The organism is Alteromonas sp. 1_MG-2023 (genome assembly GCF_030547075.1).
In the GTDB taxonomy this organism is placed as follows: Bacteria; Pseudomonadota; Gammaproteobacteria; order Enterobacterales; family Alteromonadaceae; genus Alteromonas.
Map to the genome: position 1 here is coordinate 38764 of NZ_JAUOQH010000018.1, position 21470 is coordinate 60233.

Sequence of the window (21470 nt, forward strand, 5' to 3'; positions counted from 1 at the left end):
AGAATGAAAATTTTAGCCATAGACACGGCAACAGAGGCCTGTTCAGTAGCACTTAATACAGGCAACGATATTGTATCTCGTTTTGAAATTTGCCCACAGCAACATAGTCAGCGTTTACTGCCTATGTTGGATGAAGTGTTAAAAGACGCAGGGCTTGTACTGGCCGATTTAGATTTACTGGCATTTGGTCGAGGCCCTGGCAGCTTTACCGGCGTGCGCATTGCCACTGGTATGATTCAAGGTTTAGCCCTTGGCAGTGGCTTAAAGGTAGCTGGCGTAAGCACCCTTGGGGCCATGGCTCAGCAAGCGCTAACAGCTAAGCAGACGGAAACTAAGCATACCGAAACTAGGCAAGCTTCATGGGTAGTGTGTGCTACCGATGCTCGCATGGGTGAAGTTTATTTTGCCATCTATAAATCTGAAAATGGCTTATTGAAAGAGGTGGTTGCAGAGCAAGTGTGCCCTCCAGAAGTCGCAGTAGAACATATCAATGACACAATAGCGGCCAGTCAAGATGAGGTTGTGGGTGAATTTGAGCCTGTTGGTACAGGCTGGCAAGCTTATCCGGCGCTTGAAGCATTGCTGTTAGAAGGCCGTGAGGTGTCTATTCAATTTCCTGACGCGGTTTACATGTTGCCTCTTGCTGAGCAACGGGCGCAAGAAGGCGATGTACAAATTGCTAGTGATGTAAAACCTGTTTATCTACGTGACAAAGTGACGTGGAAAAAGTTACCGGGCCGCGAATAAGATATAAACCTCAGGCCTGAACACCTTTTTTAAGCGCTTTTTTAGCGCCTGCTGCGCCATTAACTGCAGAATGTAGTGTGACATGTAAATCAAGATTTAGAGCGAGGCTCTCGAGTGAGTAGGTAAGCGTTACAGTATCTGGGCGCGATTCTTGCAATGTTCTTGGAATATATTCTTTTACATAGAATGCAATGTAGCACCTTGTATCGTTAAGGAGATGGCGCTTACAACATAAACATTCGTTGTAGTCATCTCATTACGTATTTACCTATTTGGTTTCATTTAAAAGACTGACACGTTTTTGGTATGCATATAACTAACAATTTTTCGATACCTTCATCGCATCAATCAGAGCCCTCACAAGGGCGCGTTGCTAAAGTTAATAAAGATGCACAACAGCAAGGCAGCAATGAAGGTAAGCAGCAGAATAACCCTATTGTGGTGTCGCCCGATGCACAGGGTACCGACAATGCGCAGGCTTATCAGCGTTTCGTACGAGAAGACAGTGCGGGCTATTCTCAGCAGGCCATTGCCTCGTATACCAGTTTCGAAAAACAGCAAGAACGTGAGTCGGTACAAAGTATGTTTGGTGTAGATATTTACGCCTAACGTTTAGCAAAGTGCCGTTGTTATTAGCCTCTTCTTCAATCTATTGGACTTAACATCCAACCTCGTAATGTTTCATACGCAAATAAACTAAACTTTTTACCTCAACCTTCGTTTAAATATCAATAACCTTAAAAATCAATGTTCTTTATGGTATTTGTTGCATAATAATGCTAACTTTTTGATGTATAAACTGGTTGGATATCAACGTTTGTCGGGGGCGTATTACCACTGATTGCGGCTTAGCAGTTTTACACAGTCACTCAGCGCAATAGGGTTCGAATCAGTACTATTTGTAGTACTATATATTTACTCGGTGCTAAGTTATAAGTGCTTAAGCAGCCAAAGGAGGCTTCATGCTGGTTAGAATTTTAGTCATAGTAAGTGTGGTACTTTTCGCAGGATGTGCAATTGTTCCAGAAAGTGTTGAGGTACCTGAAGGTACTGAACTTGTATCTTATACAAAGGCAGTGACGTCAGGCGCTAACGCTCAAGGTAAAACGGCCCGTTGGGGTGGTATTATTATGGGTGTTGAGAATAAGCCGAACAAAACATTTATCGAGCTTGTGCACTTTCCTCTAAATAACTACGGCAAGCCAAACAGCAACGGCGAGACGGTAGGGCGTTTTAAAGTACAAATAGACGGTTTTGTTGATCCTATCATCTTTGAAGAAGGTCGCTCAGCAACCTTCGTTGGTAAACTTGTACCGCCTACCGCAGGTATGGTGGGTGAACAGCCTTATATGTACCCTACAATTCTTGCTGATGATTATCATATGTGGCGTAAGCAAGATGTTTACGACGTTAATATGTACTATTTCGACTACGCTACCGGTTGGTATTCCCCTTTTATGCGTCATAGACCATGGGGTTATTCACGATTTGGCAGAATGCGAGTTACTCGATACGACAACTCTCCATCAAGACCAAGAGAGCAGAAAAAGACAAACAGAGTTATTACTGTTTCGCCCTCAAATGACAAAGGCTTGAACGATAGAAAGAACAAGCAGTAAGAGTGGTTAGGATGAAAATTTTCGTAAAGATAATCGTATTTGGTTAAAAATATGTATTTACTGGGGAGGCAAAATTTTGCCTCCCCATTTTTTTATCTGGCAATATTATGCTGCCTGTCGGCAAGATATTGCCGCACATATTGTGTGAGGGAATAGCATGATAGAAACAGAATTTATGGCTGGGCATCTACATTTAGCCGCTTTAGAGAACCAAGGTGCAGGAACTGTTGTCATAGGTTTGCACGGGTATTTAGATAATGCAGAAAGTTTGCGATTGCTTTCGCCTTATCTGCAATCTCATCGCTTTGTTGCTCTAGATCTTGCGGGGCATGGTCGCTCTTCTCATCGTCCGATAGGTATGCACTATAACCAAGCTGACTATTTGCAAGATTTACATGCTCTGATTGAAGAGCAAGAGTGGGATCAGGTTATTTTGCTTGGGCATTCTATGGGGGGAATTCTGGCGTCGTTGTATGCAGGTTTATTTCCTGAGAAAGTGAAGGGAGTAATAAGTATAGATGCTTGCGGCCCTTTAACGTTAGAAGCCAATACTAGCCAAGAACAAATGCGAGATGCCATACTCAGTAGGAAGAAAAAACAGCGTAATAAATTAACCTTAGTTAATTTAGAAGATGCCGTGAAAGCACGCTGCAAGATATCTGATATTCCTGAAGAGCATGCTCGTGCCATTTTAGAAAGGAATCTTACGCAAGATGCGGGAGGCCATAGTTTTTGGTCGAGTGATCCGCGCCTTCGCACAAAATCTGTACTTCGCTTAACCGAAGATCAAGCAGAAAACATTATGAATGCGATAGTCTGTCCTATACTTTTTATAGGTGCCACAAATAGCTTCAAAACTTTGGGCAGTGTATATGACAAAAGACAGTCGTGGTTTAAAAATGCTCACTTTGAGCAATTAAACGGCGGTCATCATATTCACATGGAAAAAACTGACGAAGTTGGCATGTTAATACGTCAGTTTGTTGAGCAAATGTAAACTGTATAGTTTATTTTTTTTTACACTTCCTATACTATTCGCAAGTTATTAGACCAGTTGCCCAAACGTATGTGAGACAGCACCTGCGTTTGTGTTAAAAATAAGTGAAGGAGGTTTTGGTGGAAAAAACCTGGCTCAAGTATTATGACCCTCGTGTATCTGCAGAAATTGATGCAGATCGTTACGCATCCGTTGTCGATATATTCGAACAATCAGTAAAAAAATTCAAAGACAAAGTTGCGTTTATCAACATGGGTCAATCGATGACCTTTGGCGAACTCGATAAATTATCTGCGCAATATGCTGCCTACTTACAAAGTAGTGGCTTAAAGCGCGGCGACGCTGTAGCGATTATGATGCCGAACTTACTACAGTATCCTGTAGCCATGTTTGGTGTGCTTCGTGCTGGTATGGTTGTGGTTAATGTTAACCCTCTGTATACCGCAAGAGAATTGAAGCATCAGTTAAATGATGCCAATGCTAAAGCAATCGTTATTGTTGAAAACTTCGCATGTACCCTAGAAGAGGTTATTAGTGAAACTAACCTTCAAGAAGTGTTCCTTACTTCTTTAGGCGATATGTTGCCTGCACCTAAGCGTTGGGTGGTAAATGCGGTAGTTAAGTATGTGAAGAAAATGGTACCTGCATTTACTTTGCCTGAAACCACATCATTCACAAGTGCGATAAAAAAAGGCCAATCGTTAACGTACACTCGCCCAGATTTAACCAACGACGAACTTGCATTCTTGCAGTACACCGGTGGAACCACGGGTGTGTCTAAAGGCGCCATGCTAACTCACCGCAATATGATTGCGAATTTAGAGCAGGTATCGGGTATTTTAGAAACCGTAATAGAAGAAGGTGAAGACTTTGTTGTGACAGCGTTACCGCTTTATCACATCTTTGCTTTACTCGCGAACTGCTTGATGTTTCTTAAGTACGGATGTAAAAACCTGCTAATTACTAACCCGCGTGACATGCCTGGGTTTGTTAGTGAGTTAAGCAAATATCCTTTCACCATTCTTCCTGGTGTGAATACCTTGTTTAACGGCTTGTTAAATACACCTGGATTCGACGAACTTGACTTTAGTAACTTCAAGTTTGGTTTAGGTGGCGGTATGGCGGTTCAACGTCCAGTCGCAGAAAAGTGGGAAAAGATTACTAAAACAGTGCTTCTAGAAGGCTATGGCCTTACAGAATGTTCACCTGTTGTAACGGTTAACCCACCGCAGATTGAAGCGTATAAAGGTGCCATTGGGATGCCAGTGCCTTCAACCGACATCAAATTACTTGATGATGACGGTAATGAAGTTGCAAAGGGCGACCCAGGCGAACTTTGGGTGAAAGGCCCTCAAGTGATGAAAGGGTACTTAAACCGTCCAGAAGCCACTGACGAAATTTTAAAAGACGGTTGGCTTGCCACGGGTGATATCGCCACGATAGACGATGAAGGTTATCTCTATATTGTTGACCGTAAAAAGGATATGATCCTCGTCTCTGGATTCAATGTGTTTCCAAATGAAATTGAAGAAGTTGCCGCTATGCATGACAACATAGTTGAATCGGCAGCGGTTGGTGTGCCAAACGAAGCGAGTGGCGAAGTGGTGAAGTTGTTTGTTGTTCGCAACAACGACTCGCTAACTGCTGAAGCGGTTATTGCACACTGTAGAGAACACTTAACGGGCTATAAAGTGCCTAAGCAGGTTGTCTTCAAAGAAGATCTTCCTAAAACCAATGTAGGTAAAATTCTACGTCGGGAACTACGAGATTAATTCGGTTAGCTGAATTAGGAAACATGTAGAGCCGGCGTAAGCCGGCTTTTTATTATTATGCAATATGAATTAGTAACAACTTTCGAACACCTTAATAGCGTCTGTCACCTAGCTCAGCAACAAAACGCAGTGGCGCTGGACACAGAATTTGTTCGTACCAGAACACTGTCACCACAACTTGGCCTTATCCAGTTGTATGATGGACATCAATTAGTGCTAATCGATCCGCTTGCGATTGATGACCTTTCACCATTTATTGCCTTAATGGAAAACACGAGTGTGGTTAAAGTACTGCACTCATGCTCCGAAGATTTAGAAACTTTCTTAACTGCGTTTAATACCGTACCAACGCCAGTATTCGACAGTCAATTTGCCGCCAGTGTTCTAGGCTTAGGCGCCTCGCTAGGTTATGCAAAGCTGGTGGAATTGTTGTGTGATGTTAGCTTAGATAAAGGCGAGTCTCGTACCGATTGGATAGCGCGCCCTTTACGGGAAGCGCAACTTAGTTATGCTGCAAACGACGTGTTGTATTTACTGCCTTGCTATGAGCATTTAGTTGAAAAAATAAATGAAGCAGGGAAGTTAGACTGGGTTTACCAAGAGATAGCTCAGTTAGCCGATAAAAAGCGCAGTCAAGTTCCGGAGGATTTCGCTTATTTACACATCAAAAATAGTTGGCGTCTATCTAGCGAGCAATTAACGGTGTTGCAAGCCCTCGCAGCATGGAGGCTAGCCACTGCACGTAAAAAAGATATAGCGTTGAATTTTGTATTTAAAGAAATTCACCTTTATGAAGCAGCGAGAGTAATGCCTGCAAGCAAATCTGCGTTGAGCCAAATGGACGGTGTAAATCCGCAATCGGTAAGGCGTTATGGTGAGACCATTGTGACATTAGTTAGCGAAGCAAGAGACAAATTTGCCGCTACGCCTGAATCCCTTAGACTGCCAAAGGTAAGTCGTCTCATTGATGTGGCGAGCTACAAGAAAACATTGGCGTCTCTAAAAGCGCTGAGTGATAAAATTGCTAGCGATAACAATGTAACGCCTGAAGTGATCGCATCTAAAAAACAATTAAACCAAGTATTAAAATGGTATTGGTTTGATTGTGATGAAACCCGCGTGCAAGGCCTTAAGCCAGATGTATTATCGGGTTGGCGAGCTCCACTATTTGAACCCCATTTAGAACAGCTATTAGGTGCAAAACCTAATCGCTAACGTTAAAGAGTTTACGAAATGACGTTGTGCGCAATTTATAAATCACGGAAACACCTAGGTATGTATTTATATGTACCTAACAAAGACAATTTTGATGATGTGCCTGAAATTCTGAAAGACAAGTTTGGCAAGCCAGAGCTAGTTACAGTTTTATCATTAGATAAACACGAAAAACTCGCTGGGGTTGATAAGCAGAAGCTTGTCGCTGAACTTGAAGATAAAGGTTTTTATCTTCAAATGCCGCCTAAAGAAGATGATTTACTGATGACTCATCGTAAATCTTTAGGCTTGCAAGCCAACCCTGACAAAAAGTTTTAATAATGGTTATTAGGTTAGCAGCAGCGCTACTCATGGTAGCGGGCTTGATGGCAAGTGTTTCACCTGCCCAAGCGGAAGAAAAAACAGCGCAAGGCTTTGCCGATTATGTTGTTCAATTAAAAGCCGAAGCACAGCAGAAAGGGTTTACTGAAGCACTACTTAATGACGCCTTCAGCGATATTAGCTTTCGGCCTACCGTTATTAAATCAGATAAGAACCAACCCGAAAAAAAAATTACGCTCGATAGCTATTTGGCTAGCCGTGTGCCTGACTGGAAAGTGCAGCAAGCGGTTGAAATGTACAATAAGCATAGGCCATTGCTTGAAGAAATAGGCCAGAAGTTTAAAGTTCAGCCCCGCTTTATCATTGCACTATGGGGCAATGAATCTAATTTTGGGCGTATTCAAGGTAATTACAGTGTGTTGTCTGCTTTGGCCTCTCTTGCATACGAAGGCCGGCGGGAAAAACTGTTTAAAGATAATCTTTTTGCCGCGCTGACTATTCTTGATGAAGGCCATACCAGCGTTGATGCGTTAAAGGGGTCTTGGGCTGGTGCCATGGGGCAAAGCCAATTTATGCCAATCTCCTTTTTAAACTACGCGGTAGATTATGATGGTGATGGCAGAAAAGACATATGGCAAACCGAAGCCGATGTATTTGCTTCTATTGCAAATTATCTATCCTCAGAAGGGTGGGATAACAACGGCACCTGGGGGCGGCAGGTATCTTTAACTCAGCCTATAACAGAATTTGGTCTTTCAAAAAGCCTTTATAAGCCCTTAGCCTATTGGCAACAAGCAGGTGTCAGACGCTTCGACGGTAGCGATTTGCCTACCGCTGATATTCAAGCTTCTCTTATTATGCCTGATGGCAGCGAAGGGCGGGTTTATCTTGTCTATAATAACTTTCATACCTTAATGAAATGGAACCGCTCCAGTTATTTCGGCGTGTCTGTAGGTTACCTTTCAGAACGCATCAAGCGAGGGTACTAATATGTATCAACATCAAGAATATCAAGGTGGGCCAATTTCACTGCCAGTAGGTAAAGTGGCATGTATTGGACGTAACTACCTCGATCATATTGAAGAAATGAAATCCGTTGTATCAGAGTCACCCTTATTGTTTTTAAAGCCTAAAGCGGCTTTATGCGATATGACAACGCCACTTAGTATTCCTACCGACCAAGGTGAATGCCATAACGAGCTTGAAGTGGCTGTATTACTCAAACACCCCTTATGCAAAGCAACCGAAGATGACGTGTTGGCGGCTATTTGGGGAATAGGCGTAGGGTTAGATTTAACCCTACGTGATGTTCAGCGCAATCTTAAAGCCCAAGGCCAACCTTGGGAACGGGCGAAGTCCTTTGATTTAAGCTGCCCAGTGTCAGGGTTTGTACCCATCGCTAGCTTCGACGATTTGCAAGATTTGCATTTCACCTTAGAGATAAATGGTGAAGTTCGTCAGTCTGGGCATACCGCGATGATGCTACATAAGATAGTGCCGTTAATAGCGCATATGTCTCAAACCTTTACCCTAGATGCGGGTGATGTGGTGCTAACGGGAACACCTAAAGGGGTAGGGCCGTTACTTGCGGGTGACACTATTAAAGCCACCTTGCATGATAAAATTACTATTAATACAAAGGTTTTTCGCTAATGACTGCTCCTTTTTGGGAAACCAAAACCCTTGAAGAAATGACCCAAAAGGAATGGGAGTCATTATGCGATGGTTGTGCAAAGTGTTGCTTACATAAGTTTATCGATGATGAAGACGAAGAAGCGCAAGCGCCTACGGATTACATTGATGCGAATGAACAAATTCATTACACCAATATTGTCTGTTCGCTGCTTAATACGAAAAAATGTGAATGTACCCAGTATGCAAAACGAACAGAGCTTGTGCCAGATTGCGTTCAGTTAACTAAAGCTAATCTAAAAGATATCTTCTTTATGCCAACCAGTTGCGCTTACCGCCGGTTACATGAGGGGCGAGGGTTACCGTCTTGGCATCCACTGCTAAATAAAGGTAAGAAGCACCTAATGCATAAAAATGGCATGTCTGTGCGCAACAAAACAGTATTTGAAACCGATGTGGATTTAGATGCTTTTGAAGACTATATCGCGATTTGGCCGCTAGAAGATTTAGATTAAGCCGTAATGCTGTAAAGCAGGGCATCGCGCCCGAAAATACGCTTGCGGCATAGCCCTTCTTTCTCGGCGCCAATTCGCTCTGCTACACGTAAACTCGCTTTGTTATTAGGCTCAATTAAACACTCTAGTCGATGTAAATTCATTTGGGTAAACGCGAGTTTTTTTAACGACTCACAAATGGCTGTGGCTAGGCCTCTTCCGCAAGAATCTGGGCGAAGCCAGTATCCTAAGTTCGCCGTTAAATGGGTATGGTGTATATAGTTGATTATGCCCATACCTAAACAGCGCTCTTCGTGCATCAACAAGTAGGTTAACCCATAGCCTGACTCTCGCGCCGCTTCCATTGATTGGATGCATTGCTTCGCTAACGCCGGGGTTACAGGGCACAGTGTGGCACCCAGCCAAGGTTTAACATGATGAATAGATTGCTGAGAAGCCTCACATAAGGCTTCAACATGCTTAGGGGCTATGCGCTGAATCGCCACTGGCCCCTGTTCTGTATGGATAGGAGGGAGCCTAGACGGTAAAATAGAGAGGTCTATCAAAAGGGTTTCTTATCTAGCAATCTACATGCAAATACTATTGCGAACACGACAAAATAGGCAGCAAAGATAATTTGCATCCATTGTGCCATTCCCATAGAAAGAAACTGCCAACTATCAGCTAAGCAATCACCTTCAGCGGCAAATATAGCTGGAAGCCAATCATGAAGCTGAAGCCAAGAAGGGAAGTTCGGTACTATTTCACAGCTAGCGAAAAAGGGGTTAGGTGCATTGATAATACCAAGATGTTCTTTGGCAATTAAAAAGCCCCAGCCAGCAGATACTGCCCAGCCCGCGAACCCAGCCATGCGAGTCAGACCATTGTTTTTAATTAAAACAAACAGCGCTGATAACACAATGCCGTACATGGCCGTACGTTGATAAATACACATGATGCAGGGTTTCAAACCCATACCATATTGAAAATATAGTGCGGCTAATTCTAGCCCCAATGATGTGGCAAAAAGCACAAGCCATGAAGACTTGTGCTCTGCCCAGCGACTAATGCGATGTACTACTGAACGCATGTCTAATTCCTAGTGAGAAACAGCACCGCTAACAGCTTCTGTCGCGGTATGATGTTCGATTAAATGCATGTCGTACAACCATTGGGTTGCATCGGCTAAACCCACATAAGTTGCCACTAAGCCCACAATAGTTAGCACTATGGTGTACGGCAATGCCATCATCACCATGCGGCCGTAAGACAAGCGCAGCAGAGGTGCAATAGCAGACGTTAACATGAACAAGAATGCCGCTTGACCATTAGGTGTAGCAACGCTTGGTAGGTTAGTTCCGGTGTTAATAGCAACCGCTAGCATATCGTATTGATCGCGGGTAATTTGGCCAGCTTGCAGGGCAGCAGTCACTTCTGTGATGTACACAGAGCCTACAAATACGTTATCACTCACCATCGATAACACACCATTGGCGAGGTAGAACATCACCATTTGAGTTTCGCCTTCAAAGCTTAATACCCAATGAATTACCGGTTGGAATAAGCCTTGGTCGATAATAACGGCCACAATACCAAAGAATATACAAAGCAAAGCAGTAAATGGCAGGGCTTCTTCAAAAGCTTTACCTAACGCATGCTCTTCAATAATGCCGCTCATAGAGGTTGCTAATACAATAACTGAAAGGCCGATTAGGCCCACTGATGCCATGTGCGTCGCTAGGCCAACAACCAACCAAACACCGATAAGCGCTTGAACCACTAACTTAGCCTTTTCACGCTTGCTGCGGCTTTTGTCCATATGTTCGCTGTAATCAGTAAGAATTTTTCTCACTGAATTAGGTAGTTTGGCACCGTATGTAAACCAACCTGTTTTTTCCAAAACGATAGTGGTTAATAAACCAAAAACGAAAACAGGTAAGCTAACAGGCGCCATGCGGATAAAGAACTCGACAAAATCCCAACCTGCTTTATCAGCAATGATAAGGTTTTGTGGTTCGCCTACCATGGTCATCACGCCGCCCAATGCGGTACCTACCGCTGAGTGCATCATTAGATTACGTAGGAAGGCGCGAAAGTCTTCTAGGTCATTACTGCCTAATGAATCAACACCGTCATCACTGGTGTGATCGTGGTCTGAGTGGAATTCTTTTCCCGAAGCCACTTTATGGTAGATAGAGTAGAAGCCCAAACCAACACTGATAATTACCGCTACTACGGTTAGTGCATCAAGGAATGCAGACAAAAATGCCGACGCAAAGATAAACGACAGTGACAAGACCATTTTGTTCTTAACCCCAATCACTAACTTGGTGAATAAAAACATAAGTAGGTCTTTCATAAAGTAGATACCGGCTACCATAAAGACCAGAAGTAAAAGCACTTCAAGGTTAACCTCGATTTCGTGCATCATGTGGCCAGGCGTTGTCATACCAATAAACATGGCCTCAATTAATAACAGACCACCAGGCTGTAGGGGATAGCATTTTAACGCCATTGCTAGGGTAAAAATAAATTGGATCACTAATGTCCAACCCGCAATGTAAGGGTCAACCATAAACAATACTGGGTTTATAATGAGAAAGGCGATAATGGTTTGCTTATACCAGTTTGGCGCGTGTCCCAGGAAGTTACTATAGACCGCCGAGATCATTGAGGTTTGCATGAGTTCCTATTCCTTTTACAACAAAGTCGCTAACGTTGCGTCTTTACGTTTTGTATTTCTGGTTATTGCAAACATAAACTGGCGCATATCGAGGGCAAGTGATTGCAAGTTATCGATAATCGGGCAGTTTTGCTGCTTTCATTATAGTCCGAAATTAAGCGTACATGATATTACAACCTTGAGAAAGCAATTCACAGACCCCATAAAAGGAAAGTTAGCGGATTTATCTTTCGAAGGTGAATATTCAAGCTAACAATGTAGTTTATTGCGGTGAGTAAGTCTGCTTTTGAGAAATAAAAAATCTCTAACTGATAAGTTTTGAAGGTATTTTAATAAAATGTTAACAAATGTCGTTAGCAGGGGATATTTCATTGTGATAATAAAAGCGCATCTGGTACAATCAGTCGCAAAATAACAATAACGTGCAGGCGATTAGTTATGATTTATAAGGCGCAGAGTCCCGCTGGATTTGCCGAAGAATATATTGTTGAATCGATTTGGAGTGGACGCTTCCCGCCGGGTACAATTTTGCCTGCCGAAAGAGAGCTTTCAGAACTTATTGGTGTAACACGCACAACCTTGCGTGAAGTATTACAACGCTTAGCGCGCGATGGCTGGCTAACCATTCAGCATGGCAAACCTACAAAAGTGAATAACTTTTGGGAAAGCTGTGGCTTGAATATTTTAGAAACGCTAGCGCGTCTCGATCAAGAAGGTATTCCTGAGTTAGTTGACAACCTTTTAGCTGCACGCACAAATTTAAGTGCCGTGTTCATTCGAGGTGCAATTCGTAACAACCCTAAGGAATCCGCTGAGATTATTGCACGTTATAAAGACGTGGAAGAAGACGGCGCGGCATTTGCCCAGTTCGATTATCAAATGACCCACGATTTAGCATTAGCATCAAACAACAATGTGTTTGTGTTGATGATGAATGGCTTTAGAGGCATGTACTCTCGCATTGGTGGTTTTTATTTCGACCATCAACAAGCGCGAGACATAGCAAAAGCCTATTACGCTAAGTTACTTGATGCGGCTGAAAACGAAAGACACGATAAAGTACCTGTAGTGGTAAGAGACTATGGTATTGAAAGTGGTAAAGTTTGGCAGCAAGTACGCGACAGTATGCCTAAAGATATTGTCGATTAGTGCAATTTGAAAGGAGAAAAGCTCCTTTCCTTATACTGATTAAAAATAGCAGTTAAAAAAGCACTTAAAAGCGCTTAGTCGCTTCAGATTAGTTTCTATTAAAACGTCCTTCTCAGGACGTTTTTTTATTTGCGTACACACCTTGTAACTATTTGCGGTTAAATAAGATGTAAAGCGTGCTTTTTATGGCTATAAAAATTCCGAAATTTACCTATACTTTAGGATTGAATTTAGCCTATTTCACATTCCTAAAAGGACGTACCATGAAGTCACTATGGATAGCATCGTGTATAACATTGACAGCGAGTCTAACGCTTGGGGCATGCACCAACAGCAATACAAGCTCGGAATCGTCCTCACAAACTCAATTAGAAAAACAGCAAGGCGTTAAATTGATTACTGATATTCCCGCACCAGTTGCTAAAAAAATTCCTCACGACCTCACTGCCCATGGCGTGGTTAGAAACGACGACTATTATTGGATGCGCGATGATAGCCGTGAAGACGAGAAGGTGTTGGCACATTTAGAAAAAGAAAATGCCTTTTTAGAATCTGTTATGGCGCCGCTTAAAGGTAAAAGAGAAGCCTTGTACGAAGAGCTAGTGGCTAGAATAGAGAAAGATGATACTACCGTTCCATATTTGAAAAACGATTTTTGGTATTTCACCGAGTATTCAGGGGAAAATGAATATCCTATCTATATGCGTAAAGCGTCATTAGATGCAGAAGATCAGGTATTACTAAACATGAATGTGATGGCCGAAGGTCATGACTATTATGATATTGGTGATTATTCGGTTAGTGCAGATAATAGCTTGCTTGCTTATTCAGAAGACACCTTGAGCCGCCGCGTTTATTCTATTTTCGTTAAGAATTTGAAAACCGGTGAGTTGCTAAGCGATACGCTTAACGATACATCAGGTGAAGTAGAATGGGCGAACGACAATAAACACCTTTTCTATGTGAAAAAAGACTTACAAACTTTACTCGGCTTTCAAGTTTACCGTCATGTGTTGGGCACGCCTCAAGAAGACGACACCTTAGTATTCGAAGAAACCGACCCTACGTTTTATACCTACATTAGCAAAAGTAAAGATGATGACATGATATACATTCATCATAGTCACACGGATAAAAGTGCCGTAACGCTAATAGATGCTAATAAGCCCACTAAGGCACCCGTTTCATTTTTGCCGCTTCGTGAAAATGAAGAGTACAGCATTGAAAAATCCGGCGACAGTTACTTTGTGCTAACCAACAATGCAGCTACAAATTTCCGCGTAATGAAAGCGCCGGCAAATGCTACTGATGACATGTCGAAGTGGGAAGAAGTGATCCCTCATAATCCTGATGTGTTCATTCAAGATATTGAAGTGTTAGGTGACTTCTTAGTAGTGAAAGAGAAAGAAGAGGGCGTTTTACGTTTAGTTGCGCATAACTTGGTAACTGATAAATCGGCGGTTATTCCAACCGACGACCCTATTTATGGCGCTTACTTTACCAGTAATACTCAGCAAGATACTAACACCTTGCGTATCTACTACAGTTCACTTACGACACCCGCGACTATCATGGATATAGAGCTTAATACGTTCGACAAGAAAGTATTAAAGCAAACCAAAGTGTCAGATACCTTCTCTTCTGATGCCTATACCTCTGAACGCGTTATGATAAAAGCTGAAGACGGTACGGATATTCCCGTGTCACTGGTTTATCGCAATGACATGTTTACCAAAAATGGTACCAACCCACTTTATCAATACGCTTATGGCTCTTACGGTGCCACCATTGAACCTACATTCAGAAGTAGTTGGTTATCTTTGATAGACAGAGGTTTTGTGGTTGCCATTGCGCATATTCGCGGTGGACAAATGCTAGGTCGCCAGTGGTATGAAGACGGTAAGATGCACAGTAAAATTAATACGTTCACTGATTTTATTGACGTTTCGAAAGGCCTAATTGAAAAGCAATATGCTGACCCTGATCGTGTGTTCGCTATGGGCGGTAGCGCGGGTGGATTGTTGATGGGCGCAATCGCAAATATGGCTCCTGAGCTTTACTTGGGTATTTCTGCCCATGTGCCATTTGTTGATGTTGTTACTACCATGAGTGACGATACTATTCCGCTAACGACAGGGGAATATACCGAATGGGGCAACCCTGCAAACAAAGATGAATTCGATTATATTTTATCGTATTCACCTTATGACCAGGTTAGCGCCCAAGATTACCCACACATGTTGGTAACTACAGGGCTTCACGACTCTCAGGTGCAATACTTTGAACCTATGAAATGGGTCGCAAAACTGCGTGAATATAAAACGAATGATAATTTGTTGTTGTTTCAAACGGATATGGAAGCAGGCCATGGTGGAGCATCTGGTCGGTTCAAACGTTTTGAGTCGACAGCGCTAGAATATGCATTCGTGTTTTACCTGGCAGGTATAGAAATCTAGCTCTCGAGATTTGAGCTAGCAACACTATGTTTTACTGACATAACGAACAGGTAAGTGCTTCGGCGTTTGCCTGTTTTTTTACATTTGGCATTCGTTTACCTTAAAGGAAATATGCTATGAACAGTAATCCCGTTGGTTGGTTTGAAATTTATGTTGAAGACATGCCCCGCGCGCAGGCCTTTTACGAAAGTGTGCTTAAGGTCACTCTAGAGAATTTAGAAGATCCCTCCGCTGATAAATCCCAGTCTGCTTTTAGTATGCAGGCCTTTCCTTCGGATATGAGCCATTATGGTGCCAGTGGCGCATTAGTGCATATGGAAGGCGCCCCTGTGGGTAAAAATAGCACCTTGGTTTATTTTTCTTGTGATGACTGTGCTGTAGAGGCGGGAAGAGTAACTGCCGCAGGCGGTGTGCTAGAGCGAGAAAAAATGGCCATTGGTGAATATGGTTTTATTGCGCTAGCCACTGATACAGAGGGGAATATGATTGGGTTCCACTCCCAGCAATAGTAATGGTTCGGTTTAATTCTTTTTTATTAGTATGCGGTTTCTAATTGTACTTTGTATAGTGATTAGGTAATCGAATATTCACAGGAGCTGACGATGACAACTACTGATACCATTAAAGGTAAAATTAACGAAGCAGAAGACATGGCTCGCAAAATTTGGCTAGCAGGGCTTGGTGCATACGGAAAAAGCGTAGAAGAAGCACAAGGTCGCTATGAAAAGCTAAGTGAAGACGCAAGCAAAATGTTTGATGACTTGGTAGATAAGGGTGAAACCTTAGAAGACGATGCACGCAGCAAGTTTAAGTCTACGACCAATGATGTTGAAAACCGTGTTGCAGATGTACGCAAAAAATTAGGTTTAGATACTGATCCTGCCGATCATCGCATTGAAGAGCTTTCAGCAAAAATTGATGCTTTGACGGAAGCGGTTGCTAAATTAGCAGCCAATAAATAGCACACCATACGCTTTAAGTGGTGTTATTTAGCAAGGTAGTAAGGTATTAGCGCTTTACTAGCAGTTGTATAGGCGCTTGTGTAAGCAGTTATATAAGTGCTTAAGCCAGCACTGTCATTAGCACAATTGCTACCTTGTCCTATTCGTTTTCGACGTGGGAGATCACATGCCTAATAATCACAAATCATCACCTTTGTTTGGTTGGCTTGCGGCGGGCTCTGATTTAATCTCAGCCCAATTAGAAAGTACCGCTACAACGGTAAGTAAAAAAATTGATGATACGCAAATCTCAATTGAAGCTATGCAGCGCAAAGGGGGGGAAGTAGAAGGTGAGTTAAAACGTCGATTCAATCCAGTAAACTTAGTGGATAGTGCACAGCAGTTGGTGATGTCTACGCCACTGTTTAGCTTACTCTCTGGTGGTAAAGCGCGGGTTGAGCGGGAACATCAAATAGAACTACTTTCCGCGAAAGTGGATTTGTTAGTAGAACAAGTGGCGTTACTTGCTGCAAAAAGGGCAGCTGAAAAAGCAGAAGTAGCAACTGCATCGCAAAAAGCGCCGACGAAGACCATTACAAAAGCAGCGCCTAAAGCATCGACTAAGACGGCCCCTAAGACGGCGCCAAAATCTAGGGCAAAGCCAGCAGTTAAAACAACAGCCAAGCCAGCGGCTACTAGCACGGCGAAGAGTGCTAACACCGCGAAGAGTACTAGCAAAAGCACCACAACGAACACGGCCAAAGCCACTTCAACGGCGACTAAATCTAGCGACACCGCCAGTAAAACAGCTGCTACGAAAAAGGCAGCTTCTGCGGCTAATACAACGACAAAAGCGGCGGCGAACACTGCAACAAATAAAGCGAAAGCGGCTACACCAAAACCAAGCACCAAAACAACTGCTTCGACATCAGCAGCCTCAAAGTCACCAGCATCGACAGCGAACAAAGCTGACGCTAAACCAGCAGCGCCTTCGGCCAACAACACGTCAAAAACAACGAATGGTAGCAAAGCCGATAGCGACGCCTAACAGGCATCTTGTTGGCGCCTAATTGCTTTTGCTCCATAAACTTTGGTGCTTTTTAAAGCCGAAGTAATCGTGAGGCTCCCAGAAGCTTGGTATTAGCTCGTCTATCGCATCTGGGGTAAAGTTATTTGAAAGTTGGCTCATAATTTCCCTCAAGCGGGCTGGGTCAACGTTCATTAGCTTCTTTCTGCTGGCAGGAAAGTAAAGGTTACGACCTTTCTCAATCACTTCTATTTGCCCACTGCTAATATGCTTTTGATTCCTAGTGGTTATCTTGCAAATTGGCTCAGCGGGTTTTGCGGGATTCAATCCGATTACTACCGCACATTCGTATTTATCTTTTGCTTGCCCATTTTCATTCAGGGGAATAAAGGTCACACCGAAACCTTGTGGAAAGTAACCAACAATACTAATAAAGTCTTCTGCTAGCTTATTATTCAACGCCCCTTTTTTGGACAGTTGCTCTATAAGCAAAAAGCCTTTAGGAAGGTTTTTTCTACTGTAATCAGATTTCGTTGAGAAAATAACTGACGCATAAATTTGTGGAATTTTAATAAGTTCACCCAAGCCAGTTTTAGACACAAATGCATCTTTAACGAGTTGGGTAACAAAATCTTGTGCGTCGTTATGGGTTTGTATAAATCGGTCACGCTCTTCTTTAACATTCCCTACATAAGCAGGAATGCCTAGACCTTCGGTAACGTATTTCATGGTGAAGTGATAGTTTAGCTTCAGCAGGTCCTTTCGCTGAGTTTCTTCCAGTAATCTGAATTCGTCTAACTTATTATTCTCACCGCGTAATATGGTTAACGCTGCTGGGCTTTGTAAGCCGATATCTTGAAGCAAAGCCGCAGTAATTAACGGGCGGCCTAATTCAATGCGCCATTTCTCTTTCCAATACCGATTGCCGCGCATGCGAGAAATCGCGTCGCGATATTTCGACAAATATTTGTGAGAGATGGTGTCGTGATCGAGCAACTTATCGGTAAGGCGTAATACTAATACCGCTTTATAAAGAGGCTTGAATCTCTGATGGATGCGAGCAAACTTACCCTCGGGCCCCTGGGTAAGTAGCATCAAGGTTCCAAGAAATTTGGCGCTTAACTTTTGCGTTTCTTGCCAACTGTCTCCCTCACACAATTTAATAAGTTTAACGCTTACTTCATCAATGCGAGCAAGCCGAGCGTAACGTTCGTCTTCGAGTTTTTGAGTAGAGTTTTTAATTTGCTTTTTAAGTTGTTCAACTAACACTTCTCGTTTAGATGAGGCTTCCGCTTTTTTAAGCTGGGTTTTCAGCTCCACCAAGTGGGCTTCTAACTCAGGCGTAAAGGTGTAAAAATTTTTGGCATCTTCATAAATTGAGCCATAGCCAGCCTCGTGAGGGTATACCATGTCTATCAATTGTTTTACGTGTTGAGTGTAGATGCTGTCTGGGCTTTGAATTTGTGCGCTCACCGATATCCTTTGTGTTTATCTTTGCCCCGAAGCCAGTCAGTATCTTGCATGGGGTGATTAAATTAAGCGCTATGCCCTAATTCAATCGCTTCTCTTTGTTTCAATTTGCCAAGATAATACCGCAAACTTTCACTGATTTTAGTATTTTTTTCAATAACATCGAGCTGCGGCCACGTCGCTTTTTCTCCGCTAACAATAAGTGCAGTAATACTTTCAAGACTAGGATTGGCAATAACTTGTGTCAAATTGCGAAGCTGCCTTTTAGGAAGGATGTTTATATTTCCCACGTATTGCTGGTCAATAATAGATTTCACTTTATGAATGGCAAGTTTAGCCCCTTTATTTTCAGTCATATTTTCAATCATATCGATGGCAAAAATACTATTACTTTTGAGCAGTTGACCTACATGACGGGTTGATAACCCCCATAATGACTGGGGGTTAATGCGAGTAGCAGAAATGAAAGGCACAGCTAAAGGATTAGTTTGACTTACAATACTGTGGTTCACGCCGTACAGCCTCGCAAGCCTTTCAAAAGGTAAATCGGCCATTAACGAGCCATCGGCGAAACGGCGATTAGGAATATAAGGAACGATATTTCCTGACTGCGTTTTTGCCCGAAGTTGAACTGGACTGAATACCACAGGAACCGCACACGACGCCCGAACGGCTTGTGTGATTATAGCATTGGGAGAGGTTTTCGCGTTTAGTAACCGAGAGTGTTGGTGAAGATCTGCTGGCGATACGGTAACCGTAATATGGCGACGAGTTTTTTTATAGGCTTCTTCGAATGTGGTTAAATCGAAAAGGCTGATCAATGCGTTTTCCAGCGCTGTGCTATCAAATAAGCTATTTTTGCCAAAGCCAGACCAGCTTCGCCATTTTTTAAACGTTTCATAGATATTTTCGGCGCTCAACGAGTCGAGTAATTCGTCATGAGTTCTGGTGCCAACAAGCGCTGCGATAATTGAGCCAGCACTGGCGCCAGACACTACTGAAGGCAACAATTCCCGCTCATTTAAAGACTTCACCACACCACAGTGAAAAAAACCTAATCCAGCGCCGCCAGATAACATAAGGCAACTACGACCGAATGCGTGGGCAGTTTCTTCGAAAAAGGACAGTTTTTCGTAAAAGTCTACGTCGTCTTCATTGGCTCGGTAAATTTGGTCGAGGGCTAACTTTACTTCGTCAATAAATTGCACAATAAGGTACTTAGTTCCTACCTTACATTTACTGCGCATTCTTGGGTTCGAAATATTGCCTAAATTACCGTGCAAACCTTCGTGAATAATTGACATCAGGGCATGCATATCGCCATTACCTCTGGCAATTTTTAACCGCTGCACCCGCTTGCGGATAAGAATGTAATCATAGTCATTCGATGCATCATCGGCTTTCCATTCCTCTGCGCCAGATATTTCATCGTGAGCTAAGCAGGCTTCTCGGTATGCTTGATAGCTGGAAGCATAGGCAATGTCTTGGTCTATTTTTTTTAAGCGTAAATCAAATAAAGCCATATTTTCTAGTCACGAGTGAGCATAAAAAAAGTGTACAAAGGAAATTTAGAAATCGCTACCTAACAAAAATTAACCGATTAAAAACGCAGTTTTTTTGATGTAATTGACTAAATGTTGCAATCCTTGGTGCATTTACCGATAAAACATTGACCAATTCGTAAGCACTCAGTAGCCTGAAAGAGAATAAAAATAATTCGAGCAAGATGTTCGCCATATGGAATGGAATTTAGAAACACTAAGTCTGCTGTCAATTCCGCTGATAAGCGCACTGGTTGGCTGGTTAACTAATTACCTTGCAGTAAAAATGATGTTTTATCCCATCGAATTTGTGGGGTTTAAACCTATCTTTGGTTGGCAGGGGTTAATTCCGGCAAAACGCAGGCAAATGGCGGAAATTGAAGTCGAGCTTGTTTTGGGTAAATTGCTTAGTGTTGAAGAGCTTGCACAGCGAATCGACCCAAGTGACTTAACCAAAGCGATTGAGCGGCGGCTTGGCCAGGTTACCCGCAAAGTCGTTAACGATGTTATGTCTGAATCTGCTCCGCAGCTATGGGCAGCACTTCCAGTGCAAGGTAAAAACCTTGTATATCAGCGAATTGAAAATGACATCCCTAATGTCGTGCATAAAATGGTAGATGACTTTCAGCACAATATTGCTGAAATCTTAGATATTAAAGAACTCGTTGTAGAGCAGTTAGTTAATTCTCCCACGTTAATTAACGAAATTTTCCTAACCGCAGGCAGTAAAGAGTTTCCCTTTATTGTGCGTTCCGGTTTTTACTTCGGTTTTCTATTCGGTTTGCCTACCATGTTTTTATGGCATTTTTTCCAGAACTGGTGGATTTTACCCCTCGGCGGGTTGTTAGTAGGCTACGCGACTAATTGGATTGCAATAAAGATTATCTTTGAGCCTAAACGGCCACGCAAGTTAGGACCTATTACAATACAAGGTATGTTTTTAAAGCGGCAAAAAGAAGTGTCTGAAGTGTATGCAGACATTATTGAACAGAAACTAATTACCCCTAAAAATATCACTCACGTGATTTTACATGGCTCGGGTTCAGCGCAACTTCTTGAACTCATCGAGCTTCATGTTAACGATGCTATTGAGCGTTATGTTGCCATTACCCAGCCTTATTTTGCGCTAGGTATAGGGTCGGAAAATTACCATCGAATGAAATCACTCGCGGTGAAACAGATTTTCGATAACTCAGATAAGTATTTGTTGTACGCCTATGACTACGCTAACGACGCCTTGCATGTAGGGCAAGATTTAAGCGAGCGTATGCAAGCGTTAAGTGCCGAAGAATTCGAAGGGGTGTTACGCCCCGCCTATCAGCAGGATGAATGGAAGCTTATTGTCACCGGTGCTGTGCTTGGTTTGATAGCCGGTTTTACCCAATTGTATTTGGTGTTTTTATAAC

Annotated in this window: 21 protein-coding genes; 16 read left to right on the forward strand and 5 right to left on the reverse strand. The window is 42.7% G+C overall.

Going from position 1 to position 21470, the window contains the following annotated elements; all coding sequences use genetic code 11:
* Positions 1 to 3: 3 nt before the first annotated feature.
* From tsaB to Q4561_RS16590, 10 genes are all read left to right on the forward strand, one after another.
* Complete coding sequence (gene tsaB / locus Q4561_RS16545) at positions 4 to 747, forward strand: tRNA (adenosine(37)-N6)-threonylcarbamoyltransferase complex dimerization subunit type 1 TsaB (protein ID WP_303462146.1); 744 nt, start codon at positions 4 to 6, stop codon at positions 745 to 747.
* A 306-nt stretch (positions 748 to 1053) separates the two neighbouring features.
* Positions 1054 to 1356 carry a hypothetical protein gene (locus Q4561_RS16550; protein ID WP_303462148.1) on the forward strand — a complete coding sequence of 101 codons (303 nt, stop codon included), beginning with the start codon at positions 1054 to 1056 and terminating at the stop codon, positions 1354 to 1356.
* Between the two features lie 353 nt (positions 1357 to 1709).
* Positions 1710 to 2366 carry a Slp family lipoprotein gene (locus Q4561_RS16555; protein ID WP_303462149.1) on the forward strand — a complete coding sequence of 219 codons (657 nt, stop codon included), beginning with the start codon at positions 1710 to 1712 and terminating at the stop codon, positions 2364 to 2366.
* Between the two features lie 157 nt (positions 2367 to 2523).
* A complete protein-coding gene (locus Q4561_RS16560) occupies positions 2524 to 3363 on the forward strand; it encodes an alpha/beta fold hydrolase (RefSeq protein ID WP_303462151.1) in 840 nt (279 codons plus the stop codon).
* Between the two features lie 119 nt (positions 3364 to 3482).
* Positions 3483 to 5135: a long-chain-fatty-acid--CoA ligase FadD gene (gene fadD / locus Q4561_RS16565; protein WP_303462153.1), complete on the forward strand. Its 1653-nt coding sequence runs from the start codon at positions 3483 to 3485 to the stop codon at positions 5133 to 5135.
* Between the two features lie 57 nt (positions 5136 to 5192).
* Entirely contained in the window at positions 5193 to 6350 is a 1158-nt protein-coding gene (rnd, locus tag Q4561_RS16570) for a ribonuclease D (protein WP_303462155.1), read from the forward strand.
* An 18-nt stretch (positions 6351 to 6368) separates the two neighbouring features.
* On the forward strand, positions 6369 to 6668 hold the full coding sequence (locus tag Q4561_RS16575) for a YcgL domain-containing protein (protein WP_303462156.1): 300 nt from the start codon (positions 6369 to 6371) through the stop codon (positions 6666 to 6668).
* A 47-nt stretch (positions 6669 to 6715) separates the two neighbouring features.
* The gene (locus tag Q4561_RS16580; protein WP_303462216.1) at positions 6716 to 7660 is read left to right on the forward strand and encodes a lytic transglycosylase domain-containing protein; all 945 of its coding nucleotides are present in this window, start codon (positions 6716 to 6718) and stop codon (positions 7658 to 7660) included.
* A gap of 1 nt (position 7661) precedes the next feature.
* Positions 7662 to 8324 carry a fumarylacetoacetate hydrolase family protein gene (locus Q4561_RS16585; RefSeq protein ID WP_303462158.1) on the forward strand — a complete coding sequence of 221 codons (663 nt, stop codon included), beginning with the start codon at positions 7662 to 7664 and terminating at the stop codon, positions 8322 to 8324.
* On the forward strand, positions 8324 to 8818 hold the full coding sequence (locus Q4561_RS16590; RefSeq protein ID WP_303462159.1) for a YcgN family cysteine cluster protein: 495 nt from the start codon (positions 8324 to 8326) through the stop codon (positions 8816 to 8818). The genes Q4561_RS16585 and Q4561_RS16590 overlap by 1 nt, the downstream gene beginning before the upstream one ends.
* Here Q4561_RS16590 and Q4561_RS16595 read toward each other — a convergent pair.
* Genes Q4561_RS16595 through nhaB form a run of 3 tightly spaced genes read right to left on the reverse strand, consistent with a single transcriptional unit; the run spans position 8815 to position 11480 of the window.
* Positions 8815 to 9363: a GNAT family N-acetyltransferase gene (locus tag Q4561_RS16595; protein WP_303462161.1), complete on the reverse strand. Its 549-nt coding sequence runs from the start codon at positions 9361 to 9363 to the stop codon at positions 8815 to 8817. The genes Q4561_RS16590 and Q4561_RS16595 overlap by 4 nt on opposite strands.
* Positions 9360 to 9887, reverse strand: a complete 528-nt coding sequence (dsbB, locus tag Q4561_RS16600; protein WP_303462163.1) for a disulfide bond formation protein DsbB — start codon at positions 9885 to 9887, stop codon at positions 9360 to 9362. Before dsbB ends, Q4561_RS16595 begins: the two co-directional genes overlap by 4 nt.
* Before the next feature lie 9 nt (positions 9888 to 9896).
* A complete protein-coding gene (gene nhaB / locus Q4561_RS16605; RefSeq protein WP_303462165.1) occupies positions 9897 to 11480 on the reverse strand; it encodes a sodium/proton antiporter NhaB in 1584 nt (527 codons plus the stop codon).
* Positions 11481 to 11918: 438 nt separating this feature from the next.
* Here nhaB and fadR point away from each other — a divergent pair, with 438 nt between their 5' ends.
* The 5 genes from fadR (at position 11919) to Q4561_RS16630 (ending at position 17074) form a co-directional block, all read left to right on the forward strand.
* On the forward strand, positions 11919 to 12629 hold the full coding sequence (gene fadR / locus Q4561_RS16610; RefSeq protein WP_303462167.1) for a fatty acid metabolism transcriptional regulator FadR: 711 nt from the start codon (positions 11919 to 11921) through the stop codon (positions 12627 to 12629).
* Between the two features lie 263 nt (positions 12630 to 12892).
* Entirely contained in the window at positions 12893 to 15085 is a 2193-nt protein-coding gene (locus tag Q4561_RS16615) for a S9 family peptidase (RefSeq protein WP_303462168.1), read from the forward strand.
* A 116-nt stretch (positions 15086 to 15201) separates the two neighbouring features.
* Positions 15202 to 15594: a VOC family protein gene (locus Q4561_RS16620; RefSeq protein ID WP_303462169.1), complete on the forward strand. Its 393-nt coding sequence runs from the start codon at positions 15202 to 15204 to the stop codon at positions 15592 to 15594.
* A gap of 93 nt (positions 15595 to 15687) precedes the next feature.
* Positions 15688 to 16047 carry a phasin family protein gene (locus Q4561_RS16625; protein WP_303462170.1) on the forward strand — a complete coding sequence of 120 codons (360 nt, stop codon included), beginning with the start codon at positions 15688 to 15690 and terminating at the stop codon, positions 16045 to 16047.
* Between the two features lie 166 nt (positions 16048 to 16213).
* Positions 16214 to 17074 carry a hypothetical protein gene (locus Q4561_RS16630; protein ID WP_303462172.1) on the forward strand — a complete coding sequence of 287 codons (861 nt, stop codon included), beginning with the start codon at positions 16214 to 16216 and terminating at the stop codon, positions 17072 to 17074.
* A gap of 18 nt (positions 17075 to 17092) precedes the next feature.
* Here the strand turns inward: Q4561_RS16630 and Q4561_RS16635 are convergent, their stop codons facing one another.
* Positions 17093 to 18526, reverse strand: coding sequence for a hypothetical protein (locus Q4561_RS16635; protein WP_303462173.1), 1434 nt, complete (start codon positions 18524 to 18526; stop codon positions 17093 to 17095).
* Between the two features lie 62 nt (positions 18527 to 18588).
* On the reverse strand, positions 18589 to 20046 hold the full coding sequence (locus tag Q4561_RS16640; RefSeq protein ID WP_303462174.1) for a DUF3336 domain-containing protein: 1458 nt from the start codon (positions 20044 to 20046) through the stop codon (positions 18589 to 18591).
* Between the two features lie 214 nt (positions 20047 to 20260).
* Between Q4561_RS16640 and Q4561_RS16645 the strand changes: the two genes are divergently transcribed.
* Positions 20261 to 21469: a DUF445 domain-containing protein gene (locus Q4561_RS16645; RefSeq protein WP_303462176.1), complete on the forward strand. Its 1209-nt coding sequence runs from the start codon at positions 20261 to 20263 to the stop codon at positions 21467 to 21469.
* The last annotated feature ends 1 nt before the right edge of the window (position 21470 follow it).